Below are 19,308 nucleotides of genomic sequence, written 5' to 3'. Positions count from 1 at the left end.
ATTGCAGCAGCTTTGCATGAGTATATTCATTATTACCACCACGACAGAACCAAGCTGAAATTAAAAGGACTGAGCCCTGTACAGTACAGGATTCAGCCCTTGAAAACCGCTTGATTAAGCTGTCTAAATTTTTTGGGGGGAGTTCATTCTCGGGCAGGCTTTGCCAAGCTGCGGTGGACGGTATTTTGGCAGAGCTTAAGCGATAAAGGCCCTCTGAAAGCTGGGATGCCTGTTTGGATAATGCGCCCGGCAGGCATTTTTGATACACGCTGTTTTATTGGTTCCGCAGAAACCGGGTTTCTTCGGAAACGGCGTTTCAGACGGCCTTTGCGGTTTTTGCCGAGGTTTTGACGGCATTGCAGTTTGCTTTGCCGGCTATGGTTTTGCGCTATAATTATATGCTTGAAACCGAGTTGAAGAAGCCGCATGAAAGAACATAAAGCCCGCAAACGTTTCGGACAGAATTTTCTGCAGGACACGCGTATTATCAATGATATCGTTCATGCCGTGCGCCCGCAGCCGGGTGATGTGGTGATTGAAATCGGCCCCGGTTTGGCCGCGATTACCGCGCCTCTGGCCGAAAAACTCGACAAACTGCATGTGGTCGAAATCGACCGCGACATCGTAGGCCGTCTGAAAACCCTGCCGTTTGCCGGTAAGCTGGTGATACACGAGGGTGATGTGCTGCAATTCGATTTCAACAGTGTGGCGGGTAAAAAGAAAATTGTCGGCAACCTGCCTTACAATATTTCTACGCCGCTGCTGTTTCGCTTGAGCGAAGTGGCAGATGATGTGGCTGAGATGCATTTTATGCTGCAAAAAGAAGTGGTTGAGCGCATGACGGCGGAGCCGGGCAGCAACGACTACGGGCGTTTGAGCGTGATGCTGCAATACTTTTTCGAGATGGAATCTTTAATCGAGGTGCCGCCGGAGTCGTTTTACCCCGCGCCGAAAGTCGATTCGGCGGTGGTACGCATGATTCCGGTCAAACACCGCATCGGCAAGGCCGAAGATTTCGGGCATTTCGCCGGGCTGGTGAAACACGCGTTTGCCCAACGCCGCAAAACCATACGCAACAATCTCAAAGGCATCGCCGCCGATGAAGATTTGCAGGCCACAGGTATCACCCCGAAAGAGAGGCCGGAGCATATCGAGGCCGGAAAATATGTGGTGCTGAGCAATTATTTGGTGCAGCAGGCCGTCTGAAACCGTAAGTTTTTATTTTTTAGGAGCGGATATGAAATATGTTGGGGCTTTTCTTGCTTTATTGTCGGCTGCCTGCATGAACCCCAATGATGCTTTTTTTCAAAACCACCGCTATAAAATGATACAGGCCGAGCTGGGCGGCGGCGGGGCTGTTTTCCGGTATGGTTATCCTAAAAAGCCCGATCATGATTTGCTGGTGAACCGAATCCGCGTGCCGGCGGCGCAGCAGGCGGGGGTTATCAAGGAGTGGTTCGTTAAAGAGCAGGGTTACCGCAAGCACGACTGCACTTTGCAAAAAGCGCAAAGCAACGGCATCACTTATTACACCTGCGATGCCGAAAAAGGGTTTAAAGGCGTACATTTTGTGGTGTATGTTGCGAATGTGAAAGCCGACAGCGTTTATATCAAAGTTTACCGGAGCATCAATAAACCGCCCACCGGGGCGGAGCTGGAAAAACTGGTGACGGATTTGAATCAGTTTTACCCTTAAACCAATCAGGCGGCCTGAGGCCGTCTGAAAAAAAGAATATCGAAACCATGATTAAATTCAAAAACGTACACAAGCATTTTAAAGACCTTCACGTGATTAACGGCGTGAATCTGGAAGTGGGGCAGGGCGAAGTGGTGGTGGTGTGCGGGCCTTCGGGCAGCGGCAAATCCACCCTTATCCGCACCGTAAACCGGTTGGAAACCATCGACAGTGGCGAAATCTGGGTGGACGGCATGAATGTGGCCGATCCGAAAACCGATTTGAACAAAGTGCGCGCAGAGGTGGGGTTTGTGTTTCAGAGCTTTAACCTTTATCCGCATCTGAGCGTGTTGGAAAACATTATCCTCTCGCCGATGAAGGTGAAAAAACAAAGCCGCGCGCAGGCCGAAAAAAAGGCGATGGCGCTGCTTGAGCGTGTAGGTTTGTCGCTCAAAAAAGATGCCATGCCCGGCCAGCTTTCAGGCGGCCAGCAGCAGCGGGTGGCGATTGCGCGCGGGTTGGCAATGGAGCCGCGCGTGATGCTGTTTGACGAGCCGACTTCCGCGCTCGACCCCGAAATGGTGGGCGAGGTGCTGCGGGTGATGAAAGATTTGGCCGAGAGCGGCATGACCATGATGTGCGTTACCCACGAAATGGGTTTTGCCCGCGAAGTGGCCGACCGCGCCGTGTTTGTCGATCACGGTCAAATTATCGAAGATGCCGACCCCGATGCGTTTTTCACCAACCCGAAACACGAGCGCACCCGGCAGTTTTTACAGCAGGTGATGAAGCATTAGGCGGCAGGGTGCGGCACCCCGGCAGATTCTGCCCAAAACCGATGCAAGCCTCAGGCGGTATGGAAAGTATGGAGCCGGCTCTGCTGCTTCGCGGCGTACAAAGCCGTTTTCTTTCAAGCAAAACACAGCCATGCCGTAACGGAAACAAAGGGGTTTCACCATGCGGTACGGCGCATCGATTTGACTGTTGATGGGTTTGGGCGTGCTGTCTGCATGGCTTGGGGTTTGTGCTTGCCGGAAATGTGTCTGCCACGATGCGGTGTGATGCGGTGTAAGAAAAACGGGGTAAAGGCCGTCTGAAAGAGAAGAGTTTCAGGCGGTTTGCCTGCGGCGTTAAATGATATTGGATCGGCGGCGGTGTTCCGGCCGTCTGAAAGGTAGGCAATGAAAAAATTTTGTTATTTTTTGGCGGCTTTTTTTGCACTGGCCGGCATCGCGCGGGCAGAAATCGATGCTTCCAAACTGCTGCCGCCCGAAAAGGCGTTTGTGCCGATGGTGAATGCGGGTGCGCAAGGCATCAGCGTGCAGTTTGCCGTGGCTGACGGCTATTATATTTATCAGTCGAAAATTGCGGCGGAAACCACGCCGGCGGGGCTGCTGGGCATGCCGAAATTCAGCACCGGAGAAGTGAAGGAAGACGAGTTTTTCGGCCGGCAAACCGTTTATTACCGTGCCGCACAGGTTGATTGGCCGTATGCCGCAGCGGCGAAAAACTACCGGCTGGTGTTGAAATACCAGGGTTGTGCCGATGTGGGCGTGTGTTACCCGCCTGTGGAAACGGCGTTTGAAATCAATGGTGAAGGGCTTTACCGTCCCGCTTCAGACGGCGCAAGCCCCTTTCTGCAGCCGCCGGCTTCAAAGCGCACCAAACCTGAGGCTGCGCCTTCAGAGAGCCGCTTCAGGCTCTCGTGGGACACATTGAACGCCAACCTGTTGGCGTTTTTTCTCGCGGGGCTGGGCTTGAGCTTCACGGCTTGTATGTATCCGCTGCTGCCGATTGTGTCGGGCATTGTGGTGGGCGACAAACACACCGGCAAGGGCAGGGCGTTTGTGCTCTCGGCCGTGTATGTGCAGGGTTTGGCACTCACCTATACCGCCGTGGGCGTGATGGCGGGGCTGACGGGCGCGCTGCTGACCGTGTGGTTGCAGCAGCCGTGGGTGGTGCTGGCAGCGGCAGCGGTGATGGTGGTGTTGGCGTTGTCGATGTTCGGCGTGTTTACCGTGCAGCTGCCCGCATCAGTGCAGGGCTATTTCCAAAACCAAAGCAGCAAACTCTCGGGCGGCAAAATCGCTTCAGTGTTTGTGATGGGTATGCTTTCCGCGCTGATAGTCGGCCCCTGCGTGGCGCCGCCGCTGGCATTTGCGCTGGGCTATATCGGTCAAACGGGCGACGGCCTGCTCGGCGGTTTGGCACTGTATGCCCTGGCTGTGGGCACAGGTGTGCCGCTGATGGCGGTGGGCACGTTCGGCGGCCATATTCTGCCGAAAGCGGGCGCGTGGATGAACGGTATCAAATATGCGTTCGGCTTTATTCTGCTGGCGGTGGCGGTGTATTTGGCCACACCGTTTCTGCCGTATGCAGCCGTGGTTGCACTTTACACATTATTGATGATTGTGCCGGCCGGCCTGCTGCTGGTTCAGACGGCCAAAACCGCCGGCCGTCTGAAAAGCGCAAGTGCGCTGTTGGGCGCATTGCTGCTGCTGGGCGGCTTATGGTTTGCCTATCAGAGTGCCAACCGGCAAACCACCGCGCTGCACCATTTTCTCACCCTGATGCCGCCGGCTGCCGCAACAGAGGGCGCGCACGGGCGGGTTCACACCGATGTGGCGCAACTGAAGGCCGACATGCAGGCAGCTTTGCAGCAAAACCCCGCCAAGCCGGTGTTGCTGGACTTCTACGCCGACTGGTGTATTTCGTGCAAAGAAATGGCGGCCTACACGCTCAACCAACCGCAGGTGCATGAGGCGGTGGATATGCAGCGCTTTTTCCAAATCGATGTAACCGCCAACACGCCCGAACATCAGGCACTGCTCAAAGAATACGGCCTGTTCGGCCCGCCCGGCGTGTTTGTTGTCCGCGCAGACGGCAGCCGCAGCGAAGCCCTGCTGGGCTTTGTGAAACCCGAAGCATTTATCGAATGGTACCGGCAAAACGAAAACTAGCCGGGGGGGGATATGGCCAATCTGCTTGGAAACAATCAAGCGTTGGCTGTTTGCCGCGCTGTGTATAGCCTGCAGTGTTACCCGGTGCCGGTATGGACAGGCAGGCTGGGGCGCCTGCACCATGCCGGGTTTGAGACAAATATTTTGTTTTAAAAACCATCATCAACAACCGCCCGGGTTTGGCGGAAGGCAGAAGCGTTTTCCCGCAGTATTGCAGCAGCCGTGTTCACCAGGCCGTCTGAACTGTTCAGACGGCCTTCGGCTTAACGGCACGGTATGCCAAATATAAGGTTCCCAACACGAAGGCTTGGTTTGCGGCGTTTGGGATTTTACCCGGGCAGGGCGGTGGGGCAATGTGCGGCAGCGGTATGCTTTATTGCCCTGTGAAAAACTTAAGGCCGTCTGAACTGTTCAGACGGCCTTTGGGCATTTTCCGGCAGACCGGGATAGGGCGGTGTCAGATATCCACTTCTGCCGTATCTCCTTCGGCTTCCATCCACGCACGGCGGGCGGCGGCTTCACCTTTGCCCATCAGCTTCACGAAAATGCCGTGGGTGGCTTCGAGTGCATCATCGGGAATCTTCACCCGCAGCAGTCGGCGGGTGTCGGGATGCATGGTGGTGTCTTTGAGCTGGTCGGGGTTCATTTCGCCCAAGCCTTTGAAACGGCTGATGGAATAGGCCGTTTCTTTTACGCCTTCGCTTTGCAGACGCTCCAGAATGCTGTCGAGCTCGCCCTGGTCGAGGGCGTAGAGTTTGCGCGCGGGCTTGCTTTTACCTTGCGCGTTTACGTCCACACGAAACAGCGGCGGCTGGGCAACATAAATATGGCCGTCTGAAACCAGCTTGGGAAAGTGGCGGTAAAACAGCGTGAGCAGCAGCACCTGGATATGCGAGCCGTCCACATCGGCATCCGACAAAATGGCGATTTTACCGTAACGCAGGCCGCTCAAATCGGGGTTGTCGCCGGCGCCGTGGGGATCCACGCCGATGGCAACGGAAATATCGTGGATTTCGGCATTGCCAAAGAGTTGGTCGGGGTGGATTTCAAAGCTGTTGAGCACTTTGCCGCGTAGGGGCAGAATGGCCTGGGTGGCTTTGTCGCGCGCGAGTTTGGCCGAGCCGCCGGCCGAATCTCCTTCCACTAAAAACAACTCGTTTTCGCGGATGTCTTCGCTTTCGCAGTCGGTGAGCTTGCCGGGCAACACGGCCACGCCGCTGCTTTTTTTCTTTTCGATTTTTTTCACCGAGCGCATCCGCGCCTGCGCCTGCCGGATGGCAAGTTCGGCGATTTTTCTGCCGGCCTCTACGTTTTGGTTGAGCCACAATTCGAGCGGGTCGCCCGACACGGCAGCCACCAGTTTGAGCGCATCGCGGTTGGTGAGTTTGTCTTTGGTTTGGCCTTGGAACTGCGGGTCGAGCACGCGGGCAGACAACACGAAGGCCACGCGCCCGAACACATCATCACTCTGCACTTTCACGCCGCGCGGCAGCAGATTGTGGTGGTTGATGAAGTTGTTTACCGCGCCGAACACGGCCTGTTTCAAGCCTGCTTCGTGGGTGCCGCCCAGCGGGGTGGGAATCAGATTGACATAACTTTCGCTGTTGCACGCGCCTTCTTCCAGCCAGGTGAGCGCGAAAGCCGCGCCTTCGCCGGCGGCAAAATCGCTGTTGTGGCCGTCTGAAAGATAATTTTCGGCGGCAAACACCGGCACGGCTTCCTGCGCTTCGCCGATAAGGTCGGCAAGATAACTTTTCAGGCCGTCGGGGTAGTGCCAGGTTTGCGTTTGCGGCTCCGCCGTGCCTTTGGCGGGGCGGGTGAGCGACACGGTAACGCCCGGCAGCAGCACTGCTTTGGCGCGCAGCAGCCGTTCCAACTCGGCAATGCTGTAATTCGGGCTTTCGAAATATTTGCCGTTGGGCCACACGCGCACCTCGGTGCCGGAATCTTTTACCGCGCATTTGCCGGTTTCGTGCAAAGGCTCGATGACATCGCCGCCGGAAAACACGATGCGCCGGATTTTACCCTCGCGCTTAACGGTTACTTCCAGGCGGTTGGAAAGCGCGTTGGTTACCGACACGCCCACGCCGTGCAGGCCGCCTGAAAAGGCATAGGCGCTGCCGCCGTCTTTTTTGTTGAACTTGCCGCCCGCGTGCAGGCGGGTAAAAACCAATTCCACCACCGGCACACCTTCGGCAGGGTGCAGGCCGACAGGAATGCCCCGACCGTTGTCTCGCACCGAAAGCGAGCCATCGTGGTGGATTTCCACATCAATGCGCGTGGCAAAGCCGCCGAGTGCTTCATCGGCGGCATTGTCGATCACTTCCTGGCAGATGTGGGTGGGGCTTTCGGTGCGGGTGTACATGCCCGGGCGTTCTTTTACCGGCTCCAGGCCTTTGAGTACGGTGATGCTCGATTCGCTGTATTGGGGTATGGTCATGGCGGGTATGGGGTGGGGACAGTCGGGCAGGATTTTAGCATAGATAGCCGGAACGGTTTCAGACGGCCTGTTTCTTTATCACAGGCCAGGTACCCCAGGCCGAGGTCTTTGCAAAATTCTTTTCGACACCTTAAAACACTTGCGTCATGCCCGGGCTTGATTCAGGCATCTGTTTGTTTTATAAGAGAAAGAGATACTCGGGTCAAGCCCGAGTATGACGAAATATAAATAAATTCAGGATTAAAACGGTTTTTTTGCAAAGGTTTCAGGCCGTCTGAAAGCAGTTTTTAACGTGTTGCCGGTAAAACGTCCATTTAGTTTTTGCCGGTGTATTGCTGCAACAGTTCGCGGAATGCCGCGCCGGTTTCGGGGTGTTTCAAGCCGTAGGCAATGGTGGCTTCGAGATAGCCCAGCTTGCTGCCGCAGTCGTAGCGGGTGCCTTCGAAGGCGTGTGCCAGCACAAATTCGTGATCGAGCAGGCGGGCGATGCCGTCTGTGAGCTGGATTTCGTTGCCCGCGCCGCGCGGTAGGTTGGTGAGCAGGTCGAAAATGCGCGGGGTGAGAATGTAGCGGCCGACCACGGCCAAATTGGAAGGTGCCTCTTCGGGCTTGGGTTTTTCGACAATATTGGTGATGCGTTTGTAGTTTTTGAGGTTTTCTGTTTCTACAATGCCGTAGGAGCCGGTTTGGGCGGGATCCACCGTTTCCACGCCCAACACGCTGTTGCCGGTTTGGTTGTAGATATCGACCATCTGTTTGAGCGCGCCTTGCGGGGCATCGATTAAATCATCGGCCAAAATCACGGCGAAAGGGTTGTTGCCCACGGCGGCGCGGGCGCACAGCACGGCGTGCCCCAACCCTAAGGCTTCGGCCTGGCGGATATACAGGCAGGTAATTTGGGGCGGCAGAATGTCTTTAACGTGTTCGAGCAGTTTGTTTTTATTGCGCTGCTCCAGCTCGGTTTCGAGTTCGTAGGCTTTGTCGAAGTGGTCTTCGATGCTGCGTTTGTTGCGGCCGGTAACAAACACCATTTCGGTGCAGCCTGCCGCCACGGCTTCTTCTACGGCGTATTGAATCAGGGGTTTATCGACAATCGGCAGCATTTCTTTGGGGCTGGCTTTGGTGGCGGGCAGAAAGCGGGTGCCCATGCCGGCAACGGGGAATACGGCTTTTTTAATCGGTTTGATCATGTGTTGCTCCTCGAATTAATGGGGAATGTACCGTCATACGGTGCGGCCTGAGCCTGCCTAAAATTCACAGGCCGTCTGAAAAACGGCGGCTGTGCTTTAACGTAACGGATTTTACTGGTTTGCGGCAGGGGCGGATAGGTCGGATTCATTTGCCGCTATCCAGCAAAGCCTTCAGTTGCGCTTCATCCAACACCGCAACGCCCAAGGCCTGCGCTTTTTCGAGCTTGCTGCCCGCTGCTTCGCCCGCCACCACATAGTCGGTTTTTTTCGACACGCTGCCCGAAACTTTACCGCCTGCGGCTTCAATCAGGGCTTGAGCTTCATCGCGCTTGAGCGTGGGCAGGGTGCCGGTGAGCACGAAGGTTTTGCCCGCCAGCGCGGCGGGGCCGTCTGAAACCGTGTTTGGGTTTTCAGACGGCATCCCGTTTAAAAATGCTTCGATGCTGTGCAGCAGGGCGAGGTTTTCAGGCCGGCTGCGCCATTGCTGCCATTGCGCGGGCAGTGCGTTGTCGTTTATCAGGCCGGCCATGCTTCTGCCGGCCAAATCCCACAGTGCGGCGGCGCGGGTTTCGCTGGTTTTGTAGCCGCTCAGGCGGGTGAGCCATTTCTGCGGTTGGGCATATTGTGAAAGCGGCAGGGTAACGGGCTGGTTTTTTGGCGACACGCCGGCAGCCAGCAGTTCGTCTATCATGGCCTGCTGCCCGGTTTGGGCGAAAAATCGGGCAATGGAATGCGCCACCACGGTGCCGATGTCGGGCAGGCAGGCCAGCAGCGGCTCGGGGACGCGGCGCACTGTTTCGAGCGTGCCGAACGCCTGCGCCAGTGATTTGGCGGTGCGCTCGCCCACATGGCGTATGCCCAGCGCAAACAGAAAGCGCGCCAACTCGGGCTGTTTGCTCGCTTCGATGCCGGCGAGAATATTTTCAGCCCATTTGACGGGCGGCTGTTTTTTGCCGTTTTTGCGGCCGTCTGAAAGCGTTTCGCCGCCGTTTTCCGGTTGTGTTTCGCTTTTGTCGGCGTTTTCTTTCATCTGCTGCAGGGTGGGAATATCGAGGCGGTATAAATCGGCGAAATGTTTCACCCAATCCTGCGCCACCAGCTGCTCGATTTGCCGCTGCCCCAGGCCTTCGATGTCCATTGCTTTGCGCGAGGCGAAGTGGATCAGCCCCTGTGCGCGTTGGGCGCGGCACAGCATGCCGCCGCTGCACCGTGCCACCGCTTCGTCTTCTTCGCGCTCGATGCCGCTGCCGCAAATCGGGCAGTGTCTGGGCAGGCAGTATGGCGGGTAAACGGGTTCGCTGCGGCTTTCAGACGGCCCCGCAAACATATCGCCCTGCAGGCCGTCTGAAACGGCGGCGGCTTCGTGCATCGGGCGGCGCTCTAACACCACGCGCACCACTTCGGGAATCACATCGCCCGCGCGGCGAACCACCACGGTGTCGCCCACCCGTACGTCTTTGCGCTGCGTTTCGCCTTCGTTGTGCAGGGTGGCGTTGGTAACGGTTACGCCGCCCACAAACACCGGCTGCAGGCGGGCAACGGGCGTGACCGCGCCGGTGCGCCCCACCTGCACATCGATGGCTTCCACCACGGTGAGGGCTTCTTCGGCGGGGAACTTGTGTGCAACGGCCCAGCGCGGTGCGCGCGAAATAAAACCCAATTTCTGCTGTTCGGCCAGGCTGTTTACTTTCACCACCATGCCGTCTATTTCATAGGGCAGCTTGGGGCGTTGCTGCTGCATGGCTTCGTAAAACGCCAACGCGCCGGCGATGTCGGGGAATACGCCGTAATGGCCCTCGGGCAGGCTGAAGCCCAGTTTTTTCAAGTATTCCAGCTCTTCAAAATGGGTGGCGGGCGCAAAGCCGCCTTCGCGGCGGGCGATGGCGTAGGCAGAAAAGTGCAGGCGGCGGCGGGCGGTGATGCGCGAATCGAGCTGGCGCAGACTGCCGGCGGCGGCGTTGCGCGGGTTGGCAAACAGTTTTTGGCCGGCGGCGGCCTGCTGGTGGTTCAGGGCGGCAAAATCGGCTTTGAGCATCATCACTTCGCCGCGCACTTCGATGAGTTCGGGCACTTGATCGCCGTGCAGCCTGAGCGGCACGTTGGCGATGGTTTTCACATTCGGGGTAACGTTTTCGCCCACCGAGCCGTCGCCGCGCGTGGCGGCGCGTTCCAGCACGCCGCTGCGGTAGAGCAGGCTCACGGCCAGCCCGTCAAATTTCGGTTCGACAACATATTCGGGCTGCCGGCCGCCCAGGCTGCCGCGCACGCGCCCGTCAAACGCATACATTTCGGTATGGTCGAACGTGCCGCTTTCGTGCTGCGGCGAAAAAGCGTTGGAAAGCGAGAGCATCGGCACTTCGTGGCGCACGCTCTCAAAACCTGCCAGCGGCTCGCCGCCCACGCGCAGGGTGGGGCTGTCGGGCAGGCGCAAATCGGGGCGGGCGGCTTCAAGCGTTTCCAGCTCGCGAAAGAGCGTGTCGTATTCGGCATCGGGAACGCTGGGGGCATCAAGGGTGTAGTATTCGTAGGCGTAGCGGTTGAGCAGGCCGGTCAGTTCGCGGATGCGGAGGGCGGGATTGTCCATAAGTTGGGGCCGTCTGAAAATAAAATTTTGAAAATCAAGATAAAGGTTTTTCAGACGGCCGGGTGTGTGAAAGGCCGTCTGAAATAAAACGGGCTGTGTAAGCTGCCCGGTTGTCGAAACATCGGCCGGATATCCGGGCGGGATTCAGCGGTTTTGCGTTTCGGGGGGGGGGGCCGTCAATCTAAAATAATAAAACCAATAATAAAACCGCGCGGCTCTGCTTTGTTTCGTTCAAAGGGAGTGTTTGGCGGCGGAGCCGGTTTGGTGCTGCCCTATGCGGGCGGTGCCGGGTTTCGTTCTGTGCCGGCTTGCTGTGTGCGGATGGCCGGGGCGGCGGCAGGCATGGCGGCGGGGAAGCGGGTTTTGCAAGGGCTTCGGGATAAGGCTGCCGTAAAAAGCGGGCGGTGCTGCGGCAGGGGTGCGCTTATGCTTCTGCCACTGCAAATGCCAGCACCAGGCCGCCTTCATCGCTCATGCTCAAATGCACGCGCCTGATGCCTTTTTCTTGCAGCCATTGCTGCAAATCGGGCTCGCAGATAAATTCGGGCTTGCCCAGCCCGTCGTGCCCCACGCCGATGTTGCGCAGGCTCACGGGCGAGCGCAGGCCGGTGCCTACGGCTTTGGCGAAGGCTTCTTTGGCGGCAAAGCGTTTGGCGAGAAAGTTGGCCGGCCTGCCCGCCTGCGGGTATTCGAGCAGTTCGATGCGGCTGAGCAGGCGCGCTGCGAAGGCGCGGCCGTATTTTTTGTGCAGTTTCTCGATGCGCTCCAGCGCAACGATGTCGGTGCCGGTTCCGTAGATCATGGGGTTTCCTTTTTCCTTTGCGGGTTTTCAGACGGCCTCAATAGGGCAGCGGGCGTGCTCTGAATATGGCTTCTTTCATCTGCCGTATCGCGGCGGGCAGGCCGATGAACACGGCTTGGGCAATCAGCGAGTGGCCGATGTTGAGCTCGCAGATGGCGGGAATGCTGGCAATCGGGGCAACGTTATGGATGGTGAGGCCGTGGCCGGCATTGACAACCAGCCCCAAACTGCTGCCGAAATCAGCACCTTCTTCGATGCGCTGCAATTGCATCGCGCGTGCCTGCGGGGTGGCGGCATCGGCATAGGCACCGGTGTGCAGCTCGATAACGGGCGCGCCCACGTCGCGGGCGGCCTGGATCTGCGCTTCATCGGCATCGATAAACAGGGAAACGCGGATGCCCGCTTCGGTGAGGGTTTGGGTGAAGGCGGCGATTTTGTCTTGCTGCGCCAAAACGTCGAGGCCGCCCTCGGTGGTGATTTCTTCGCGTTTTTCGGGCACGATGCACACGTCTTCAGGCATCACTTTCAGGGCGTTTTCGAGCATTTCTCCGGTGAGTGCCATTTCGAGGTTCATGCGGGTGCGGATGGCGTTTTTGATGGCGGATACATCGGCATCTTTGATGTGGCGGCGGTCTTCGCGCAGGTGCAGGGTAATCAGGTCGGCACCGTGGGTTTCGGCAATCAGCGCGGCTTCGAGCGGGCTGGGGTAGGGGGTGCCTCGGGCATTGCGCAGGGTGGCGATGTGGTCGATGTTTACGCCTAGTAACATATATGGTTCCTTTTTTACCGGCGTTGGGCCGGGTGTTCGAAAATAAAAATGATGCAGCGCGGCTTTTGGCTCGAAGAGCAAGATTCCGCAAGCAGCCGAAGCAGAAACATAACCGGTTTCGCGCTATAGCCGGCCGTCTGAAAATAAAACGGCGGCGGCATCGGTTTGTCTGTGTTGCCCGCAGCCCGGTGTTTATTGTAGCGGACGGGCTGTATGCGCGGGCTGTGCGTTTTGCCGCTCGGTTTCATTCTGGCTTTGAACGGCTGTATTTTTTCAGACGGCCTGGCGGGCGGGCAAAAGATTCAGGCCGTCTGAAACGCCTGCATCTGCTGCAATACCTGCCGCGATTTGATGCCTTCTGGCAGGCGGAAATCCAACAGCATACGGGTGAGCTTGAGGGTTTGCTGCAAACTTTCGCCGTTGTCGAAAATGCCGTTGCGCAGTTGGATTAAGGTGCTGCCGTCCACCGCCACGCCCTGCGCTTCGTGTTGCGGCAAGCCGCCTGCCTGTGCCAGCGGCAGCGGGGCGTGTTCGGGGCGCAGCCAGTAAGTTTGGCCGGCGGCAACGGGTTGGCCGTGTTCATCGTTTTGCAGATCGGGGGCGAAGCCCAGCCCGGTGAGCAGCGTCCACTCGAAGCGGCGCAGGGCGGCAACATGGTCGGGTTCTGTGCAAACCGAACGCATCAGGGTGTGGAGTGCGTCATATAGGTCGGGGTGCGGGTCTTCGCGGGCGGTGAGCCGGTATATCAGCTCGTTGGCATACAGCCCGCTGAACAGGGCGCGCCCCTGCGGCTGCCGCCAGCCGCCCAGCCATTCGGCGCGGTGCAGGGTTTTTAATTCTTGGGAACCATACCACGATGCGCTCACGGGCACAAACGGCACCAGCACACCGCGCAATTCGCTTTGGCGGGTGCGGGCGCTGCGGGCGAGCAGGGCTACGCGCCCGTAGCGGCGGCTGAACATTTCCAGCCGCAGGCTGCTTTCGCGCCAGGGCTTGGCGGTGAGCAGGAAGGCGGGCTCGTGGTTGATGCGGTGGGTTTGGGCGGGCATATCGGTTTATTTAGTTTATATATTATTAGTATATTTGTTTTGGCCGAGGCCGTCTGAAGCCTTTTCAGACGGCCTCGGATAGGGTTTGTTGCCAATCCGCTTGATTTTCGATAGAGGGCGGCAGGCCGTTACAGACAGTGCGGCAAGGCGTGGCAGCAGGCAGCGGAAACAGTGGAGCCGTTATTATAGGGTGTGCCTGCTCAGTGCGGCGTTGCCGCACTGTCTGCAACGGCCTGCGGTTTGCCGCCTTGTGTCGGAAAGGTGTGAATCCATGAATTTGCTACCTGTGTTTTTCCAGCCATACCCCGCTCTCGATATGGGGGGTAAACGGAAACTGGTCAAACAGTGCCATGCGGCGTATGCGGTGGGTTTGCGCCAGTGTGTCGAGGTTGGCGAACAGGGTTTCGGGGTTGCACGAAATATAAACCACATGGTCGAACTGCTGCACCAGCTTCAGGGTGGCGTTGTCGAGGCCGGCGCGCGGCGGATCAACGAAAATAGTGGAAAAGCGGTAGTCGGCCAATGCGATGCCTTGTTCTTGCAGACGGCGGAACTTGCGGGCGCCGGTGTAGGCTTCGGTAAATTCTTCGGCCGACAAACGGGCGATTTTCACGTTGCCGCTGCCGTTGGCTTCTATATTCCATAACGCGGCCTGCACCGAAGTTTTCGACACTTCGGTGGCCAAAACTTTGTCGAAACTGCGCGCGAGCGGCAGGGTGAAGTTGCCGTTGCCGCAATAGAGTTCCAGCATATCGCCGCCCAAAGGCCGCGCCACGCTGCACGCCCAAGCGAGCATTTTTTCGCAGACGGCGGCATTGGGCTGGGCGAAGCTGCCTTCGTATTGGCGGTAAACGAAAGGCTGCCCTTCCACATGCAGTTTTTCGGTAACGAAATCCTGCTTTAACACGATTTTCTGGCCTTTGCTGCGGCCGATCACGGCGATGCCCAGCTCGTTTTGCATCGCTTCGGCGGCGGTGCGCCAGGCTTCATCGAGCTTTTTGTGGTAAACCATCGTTACCAGCATTTCGCCGCTCAGGGTGGCGAGAAATTCCACCTGATACCAGCGGTTCCTCAGCACGCTTTCGCGGCCGGCGGCAGCGAGCAGGCGCGGCATCAGGCAGTTTATGGTTTCGCAGGCGGGGGGAAAGCTGTCGCAGCGGCGCATGGTTGCCCCGCCGGCTTTGCGTCCCTGCTCAAACATGGCGTAAAACATGGTTTGGCCTTCGTGCCAAACTCTGAATTCGGCGCGCATGCGGTAGTGCTGCCGGGGCGAGTCGAACACTTCCAAACCGGGCACGGGCAGCGGCGAGGAGAGCTGCCCGATGCGGCGGATTTTTTCGTTTAGCTGTTGCCGGTAGGCGGATTCGGTCATGGTTGGGGCCATCGTGGGAAAGAGGGCGATTATATAGTGGAAATATGGTTTTTTCGCTTGCGGGCAGCTTGTTTTCAGACGGCCTGTAAGGGAGGGGCTGTCTGAAAAAACCAACATTGGTTTACAGCCAGCCATGGGGCGAGACGGGCCGGTTGTCGAGCAGTTTGATAAATCCGGCCACCACGCGGTAGATAAACCATACGCTTGCCGCGAGAATAACCGCAAAGCCGATGAAGATAAATACCGTGAGCCAGCCGATGAGCATACCCAGCAGGGTGTACCAAAAAGTTTTAATCAGATATTGCGCATGGCTGTGGTAAACCGTGCCCGCCATTTCACCGCGCTTCAAATAGGCCATAATCACGCCCACCAGCGCGGTGATGCCGTTAACCAGCGACAGGGCGTAAAGGGCGTAGATGATGATGGTGTAGGTACGCAGGCTGTCGCCCGGCGCGGGGCTGTTGTGTTCGATAACATTGTTGCTCATGGCAGTTTCCTTTTTTGGTTGGATTGCGGGCGGAGGCAGGTTGGAACAGCCGGCCGGCACGCCTGTTATTATAAAGTAAGCGGGCGCCGTTGTTGCCCGTCATCGGCGCAAGAGGCAGCGGCCGCCGTTTCGGCCGCACGGGCCGGTCAGGGTAAATCTTTACTTGTTTTGAGTTATTTTTTCAGACGGCATAAAACAAAAGCCAAATCAACGGCATAAAAATGCAGGCGGCGCAGTTTGCACGCCCAGCCCCGTTTTGCGGTGCGGAAATGCCAAGACACGGAACTTTTTATCTGTTATGGTTGCCTAACACCCATCTGTGCCGAGAGGCGCATTGAAATCCAACATTAACGGAGTAACTTTAATGAAAGCAAACTTGAAAATCATCGTTCCCGCCCTGGCTGCGGCAACTGCATTGAGCGCCTGCGGTATGTTCGGCAAAGACAAGCCCAAAGCCCAGCCCGCCCCCGCGCCTGTTGCGCAACAGCAACAGCAGCAGGTGCCCCAGGTTCAGGCTCCGCAAACGGTTCAGGTTGATTCTATCGATGGCAAAAAAGAAGTGGCCTACAAGTGCGGCAACAAAGGCCAAAACCCGCTGAATGTGATGTATGGCTTCAAAAACGGCGAAGTCGTGGTTGCCCAGGTTAAATATCAAAACAGGCTTTCTCCCGGCCTGATGCGTGTTGTCGGCAATGACGACCAAAACATTTTTGCCGGCGGCGGCATCACTTGGGCGGCAGGCAAAGCCACTGCCGCCAATGTGGATAAAGTGGACGGCAATATGCTGACCCAAGAGGCGGTGGAAACCGTAAACGGACGGCAGCAGCAGGTTTCCCAAATCGTAACCCGCAGCTGCCTGCTCGACAAAGCAGGCACTGCCAAACTGAACAAGGCCGCAGCGCCTGCCAAAGCCGCGAAAAAAGCACCGGCTAAGAAATAACCGTCCTGAAAAAACACAGGCCGTCTGAAAATGTTCAGACGGCCTTTGCCGTGTTTGCGCGATACCGGGGTTATGCCTGCATGGCGGATACGCATTTCCGTTGTGCTCAGCAAGGCAGGGCGGCAGGCCGCAAACGGCGGGAAGATATTATGGAAACGATAATGCTCTGCCGCCGTTTCGGCAGCCGGTAAAACCGCTTTCTTCGAACCGGGCAGCAGCAGTGCCGTAACGGAACGGGGCGGAGCGGGTTTGCCGTACCCGCGCTGCCCGCCGGAGCGGGTGCCGGGCAACGGCGGTATGGGGAAACGGAAGGGTACCGGCATGAAAAAGGCCGTCTGAAATGATTTTTTCAGACGGCCTTTTTCAGACGGAATGGTTTTTGCCAAGCCCCCACCTCATACAAAATACCCGGGTCAAGCCCGGGTATGGTGTGTGTGAAAAACAGATATTGTGTTGCGGCGGTATATCGGCCTGTTTGTGTTACACCCTGCGGCATTCGGTATGCACCCGGCCCGGTTTCAGCTTGCTGTGGGCATCGCGCAGGGCGGTGCGCAGGCCTTCTTCGATAACGGGGTGGTAGAAGGGCATATCGAGCATTTGCGGCACGGTCATCTTTTGCTGGTGTGCCCAAGCCAAGAGATGCGCCAAGTGTTCGGCGGCGGGGCCGGCAATTTCGGCGCCGAGAAACAGGCCGCTGCCTTGTTCGGCATATATGCGCATATGGCCTTTATTGACCCGCATCACGCGGCTGCGGCCCTGGTTGCGGAACGATACTTCGCCGATAACCACGCATTCGGGGTTTGGATAGCGCTCTAACACCCGCGCATAGCGCAGCCCCACGGTGGCGATTTGCGGGTCGGTAAATACTACGCCGATGGGGCTGCGGCGCAGGCCGTTGGCGATATCGGGGTAGCGGCCGGCGTTGTCGCCCGCGATTTTGCCCTGGTCGGCGGCTTCGTGCAGCAGCGGCAGCTGGTTGGAAGCATCGCCCGCGATAAAGATGTGGGGAATACTGGTTTGCATGGTCAGCGGGTGGGCTTTGGGTGCGCCGCGCCCGTCTAATTCGATGTTTAAGTTTTCCAGCCCGATGTTATCGGTGTTGGGGCGGCGGCCGATGGCGGCCAGCAGGTAGTCGGCAGTGTAGAGGCCGCGCTTGCCGCCGCACACCCAATGCACTTCCACTCTGCCTTCCTGATTGAGTTTGACTTCGGTTTGTTTGGGATCAACGTTCAAATGCAGCGGCAGCTCTTCGCCGAAAACGGCTTTGGCTTCGGCCAGCACCACGGGGTCGGTGATGCCGCCCAATGTGCTGCCCGTGCCGAAGACGGCGGTTTTCACGCCCAAGCGGTGCAGGGCTTGGCCGAGTTCCAGGCCGATGACGCCGGGGCCGAACACGGCCACGCTCCCGGGCAGGGTGTTCCAAGAGAATACGTCATCGTTGGTAATCAGTTTGCCGCCCAGCGTTTCCCATTGGGGCAGGATAACGGGGCGCGAGCCGGTGGCAATCACGATGCGGCCGGCTTGGATTTGGGTGTGGTTGTCGATTTGGACGGTGTGTTCGTCAATGAATCTGGCGTTGCCCATGATGCGTTTGTCGGCCGGCCATGCTTCTACATCGCTGACCACGAAGCCGACAAAACGGTCGCGTTCGGATTTCACGCGCGCCATCACTTCTTCGCCGTTAACGGTGATGCTGTTTTTGTCCAGATGGATGCCGAACGGGGCGGTATGCAGGGCATAGTGGCGCGCTTCGGCAGCGGCAATCAGCAGTTTGGAGGGCATACAGCCGACGCGGGCGCAGGTGGTGCCGAAAGCGCGGCCTTCGATCAGGTAAACATTGTTGGTGTGGAGGCGGGCATTGCGGAATGCGGCCATGCCGGCGGTGCCGCCGCCGATAACCGCAACGTCTGCTTGAAGTTGTTTCATGGAGTTGTCCTTTGGAGGTGCCGTTTCAGACGGCCTTTAGACGGGTGGAGCTAAAATTTAAGCCGGTTCGGCGCCGGGAACGGTTTTGCCTGTTTGCGTCAATCGGCTGTTTTTTCAGACGGCCTAGATGGTGTCGGATCCGTCTGAATATTGGAAATGTGCCGTTACGGTTGGATAACGGAGCGTTTCCGGCCGGTACCGGAACCGCAGACGGCTGCGGGTTATTTGGAGAGAAACATTTCGAGCGCTTCGCTGCCGCCGATGTATTTGCCGCCGACAAACACTTGCGGAACAGAGGTTTTGCCGGTGATGGCGCGCAGCGAAACGGTGGTGGCATCTTTGCCCAAAACGATTTCTTCGTAATCCAACCCTTTATTTTTAAGAAGTTTTTTGGCTTTGGTGCAGAAGGCGCAGCCGGGCTTGGTGAAGATGGAAACGGATTCTTGCTGTTTCCAGCCGGGGTCGATGAATTTCAGCATGGTGTCGGCATCGGAAACTTCGAAGGGGTCGTCTTCTTTTTCAGGCTCGATAAACATTTTTTCGATTTTGCCGTTGTCCACCAGCATAGAATAACGCCAGGAGCGGTTGCCGAAGCCCGCGTCTTCGTGGCTCACCAGCATACCCATGCCTTTGGTGAATTCGCCGTTGCCGTCGGGAACAACGGTGATGTTTTCGGCTTTCTGGTCGGCCAGCCAGGCGTTCATCACGAAAGTGTCGTTTACCGATATGCACAGAATGCTGTCGATGCCGCGTGCTTTAAATTCATCGGCCAGCTCGTTGTAGCGCGGCAGGTGGGTGGAAGAGCAGGTGGGGGTGAATGCGCCGGGCAGCGAGAACACCACGACTTTTTTGCCCTTAAACAGATCATCGGTGGAAACGTCTCTCCAAGAATCGCCTGTGCGGGTGTGGAACACAACGCCGGGAACGTGTTGGCCGGTGCGGTCTGCTAATGCCATTTTGAACTCCTGAGCAATGGTAATATTGATAAATAAGGGTATTGGAAATGATAGGGGGCGCATTCTACGCCCTTCGTGTTGGTTTGGATAGCTTGCGGTTCAGGCAGCCTGGGCGGGGTTGGCCGTTTGAAGCATGGGAATAAAAAAACAAAATGTTA

At 57.5% G+C, this 19,308-nt stretch carries 17 protein-coding genes; 6 read left to right on the top strand and 11 right to left on the bottom strand.

Annotated features, from left to right (window positions below; all coding sequences use genetic code 11):
• The 5 genes from IR141_RS03870 to dsbD all read left to right on the top strand — a co-directional run.
• The coding region (locus tag IR141_RS03870; protein ID WP_135034346.1) for an IS3 family transposase at nt 1-114 on the top strand (114 nt) is incomplete at its 5' end.
• A 312-nt stretch (nt 115-426) separates the two neighbouring features.
• A complete protein-coding gene (rsmA, locus tag IR141_RS03865; RefSeq protein WP_135034345.1) occupies nt 427-1,206 on the top strand; it encodes a 16S rRNA (adenine(1518)-N(6)/adenine(1519)-N(6))-dimethyltransferase RsmA in 780 nt (259 codons plus the stop codon).
• Between the two features lie 31 nt (nt 1,207-1,237).
• Entirely contained in the window at nt 1,238-1,696 is a 459-nt protein-coding gene (locus IR141_RS03860) for a hypothetical protein (RefSeq protein ID WP_135034344.1), read from the top strand.
• Between the two features lie 47 nt (nt 1,697-1,743).
• A complete protein-coding gene (locus IR141_RS03855; protein WP_135034343.1) occupies nt 1,744-2,472 on the top strand; it encodes an amino acid ABC transporter ATP-binding protein in 729 nt (242 codons plus the stop codon).
• Between the two features lie 384 nt (nt 2,473-2,856).
• The gene (gene dsbD, locus IR141_RS03850) at nt 2,857-4,635 is read left to right on the top strand and encodes a protein-disulfide reductase DsbD (protein ID WP_135034342.1); all 1,779 of its coding nucleotides are present in this window, start codon (nt 2,857-2,859) and stop codon (nt 4,633-4,635) included.
• 457 nt (nt 4,636-5,092) lie between these two features.
• On the opposite strand, the gene IR141_RS03845 is transcribed toward dsbD, so the two are convergent.
• The 9 genes from IR141_RS03845 to IR141_RS03805 form a co-directional block, all read right to left on the bottom strand.
• On the bottom strand, nt 5,093-7,075 hold the full coding sequence (locus IR141_RS03845) for a DNA topoisomerase IV subunit B (RefSeq protein ID WP_135034341.1): 1,983 nt from the start codon (nt 7,073-7,075) through the stop codon (nt 5,093-5,095).
• A gap of 314 nt (nt 7,076-7,389) precedes the next feature.
• Entirely contained in the window at nt 7,390-8,262 is an 873-nt protein-coding gene (gene galU / locus IR141_RS03840) for a UTP--glucose-1-phosphate uridylyltransferase GalU (RefSeq protein WP_135034353.1), read from the bottom strand.
• Nucleotides 8,262-8,414 (bottom strand): hypothetical protein, encoded by a 153-nt coding sequence (locus tag IR141_RS03835; protein WP_167743033.1) that lies wholly within the window; start codon nt 8,412-8,414, stop codon nt 8,262-8,264. Before IR141_RS03835 ends, galU begins: the two co-directional genes overlap by 1 nt.
• Nucleotides 8,411-10,849 carry an NAD-dependent DNA ligase LigA gene (ligA, locus tag IR141_RS03830; RefSeq protein WP_135034340.1) on the bottom strand — a complete coding sequence of 813 codons (2,439 nt, stop codon included), beginning with the start codon at nt 10,847-10,849 and terminating at the stop codon, nt 8,411-8,413. The genes IR141_RS03835 and ligA overlap by 4 nt, the downstream gene beginning before the upstream one ends.
• Nucleotides 10,850-11,273: 424 nt before the next feature.
• Nucleotides 11,274-11,651: a holo-ACP synthase gene (gene acpS, locus IR141_RS03825; protein ID WP_135034339.1), complete on the bottom strand. Its 378-nt coding sequence runs from the start codon at nt 11,649-11,651 to the stop codon at nt 11,274-11,276.
• Between the two features lie 37 nt (nt 11,652-11,688).
• Nucleotides 11,689-12,420: a pyridoxine 5'-phosphate synthase gene (gene pdxJ, locus IR141_RS03820; protein ID WP_135034338.1), complete on the bottom strand. Its 732-nt coding sequence runs from the start codon at nt 12,418-12,420 to the stop codon at nt 11,689-11,691.
• A 302-nt stretch (nt 12,421-12,722) separates the two neighbouring features.
• Nucleotides 12,723-13,469 carry a DNA repair protein RecO gene (gene recO / locus IR141_RS03815; protein ID WP_135034337.1) on the bottom strand — a complete coding sequence of 249 codons (747 nt, stop codon included), beginning with the start codon at nt 13,467-13,469 and terminating at the stop codon, nt 12,723-12,725.
• Nucleotides 13,470-13,749: 280 nt separating this feature from the next.
• Complete coding sequence (gene trmA, locus IR141_RS03810) at nt 13,750-14,853, bottom strand: tRNA (uridine(54)-C5)-methyltransferase TrmA (protein ID WP_135034352.1); 1,104 nt, start codon at nt 14,851-14,853, stop codon at nt 13,750-13,752.
• Between the two features lie 109 nt (nt 14,854-14,962).
• Complete coding sequence (locus IR141_RS03805) at nt 14,963-15,328, bottom strand: hypothetical protein (protein WP_194198371.1); 366 nt, start codon at nt 15,326-15,328, stop codon at nt 14,963-14,965.
• Between the two features lie 364 nt (nt 15,329-15,692).
• On the opposite strand from IR141_RS03805, the gene IR141_RS03800 reads away from it, so the two are divergent.
• Nucleotides 15,693-16,268, top strand: a complete 576-nt coding sequence (locus IR141_RS03800; RefSeq protein ID WP_135034336.1) for a hypothetical protein — start codon at nt 15,693-15,695, stop codon at nt 16,266-16,268.
• A gap of 480 nt (nt 16,269-16,748) precedes the next feature.
• On the opposite strand, the gene IR141_RS03795 is transcribed toward IR141_RS03800, so the two are convergent.
• Together IR141_RS03795 and IR141_RS03790 are read right to left on the bottom strand one after the other, a co-directional pair.
• Nucleotides 16,749-18,194 carry a dihydrolipoyl dehydrogenase gene (locus tag IR141_RS03795; protein ID WP_135034335.1) on the bottom strand — a complete coding sequence of 482 codons (1,446 nt, stop codon included), beginning with the start codon at nt 18,192-18,194 and terminating at the stop codon, nt 16,749-16,751.
• 221 nt (nt 18,195-18,415) lie between these two features.
• A complete protein-coding gene (locus tag IR141_RS03790; protein WP_135034334.1) occupies nt 18,416-19,150 on the bottom strand; it encodes a glutathione peroxidase in 735 nt (244 codons plus the stop codon).
• Between the last annotated feature and the right edge of the window lie 158 nt (nt 19,151-19,308).

This window comes from Neisseria sp. 19428wB4_WF04, assembly GCF_015235335.1.
GTDB lineage: Bacteria > Pseudomonadota > Gammaproteobacteria > Burkholderiales > Neisseriaceae > Neisseria > Neisseria musculi.
The sequence above is the reverse complement of the archived record's forward strand: the minus strand, read 5'-3'. Positions and strand labels throughout refer to the sequence as shown.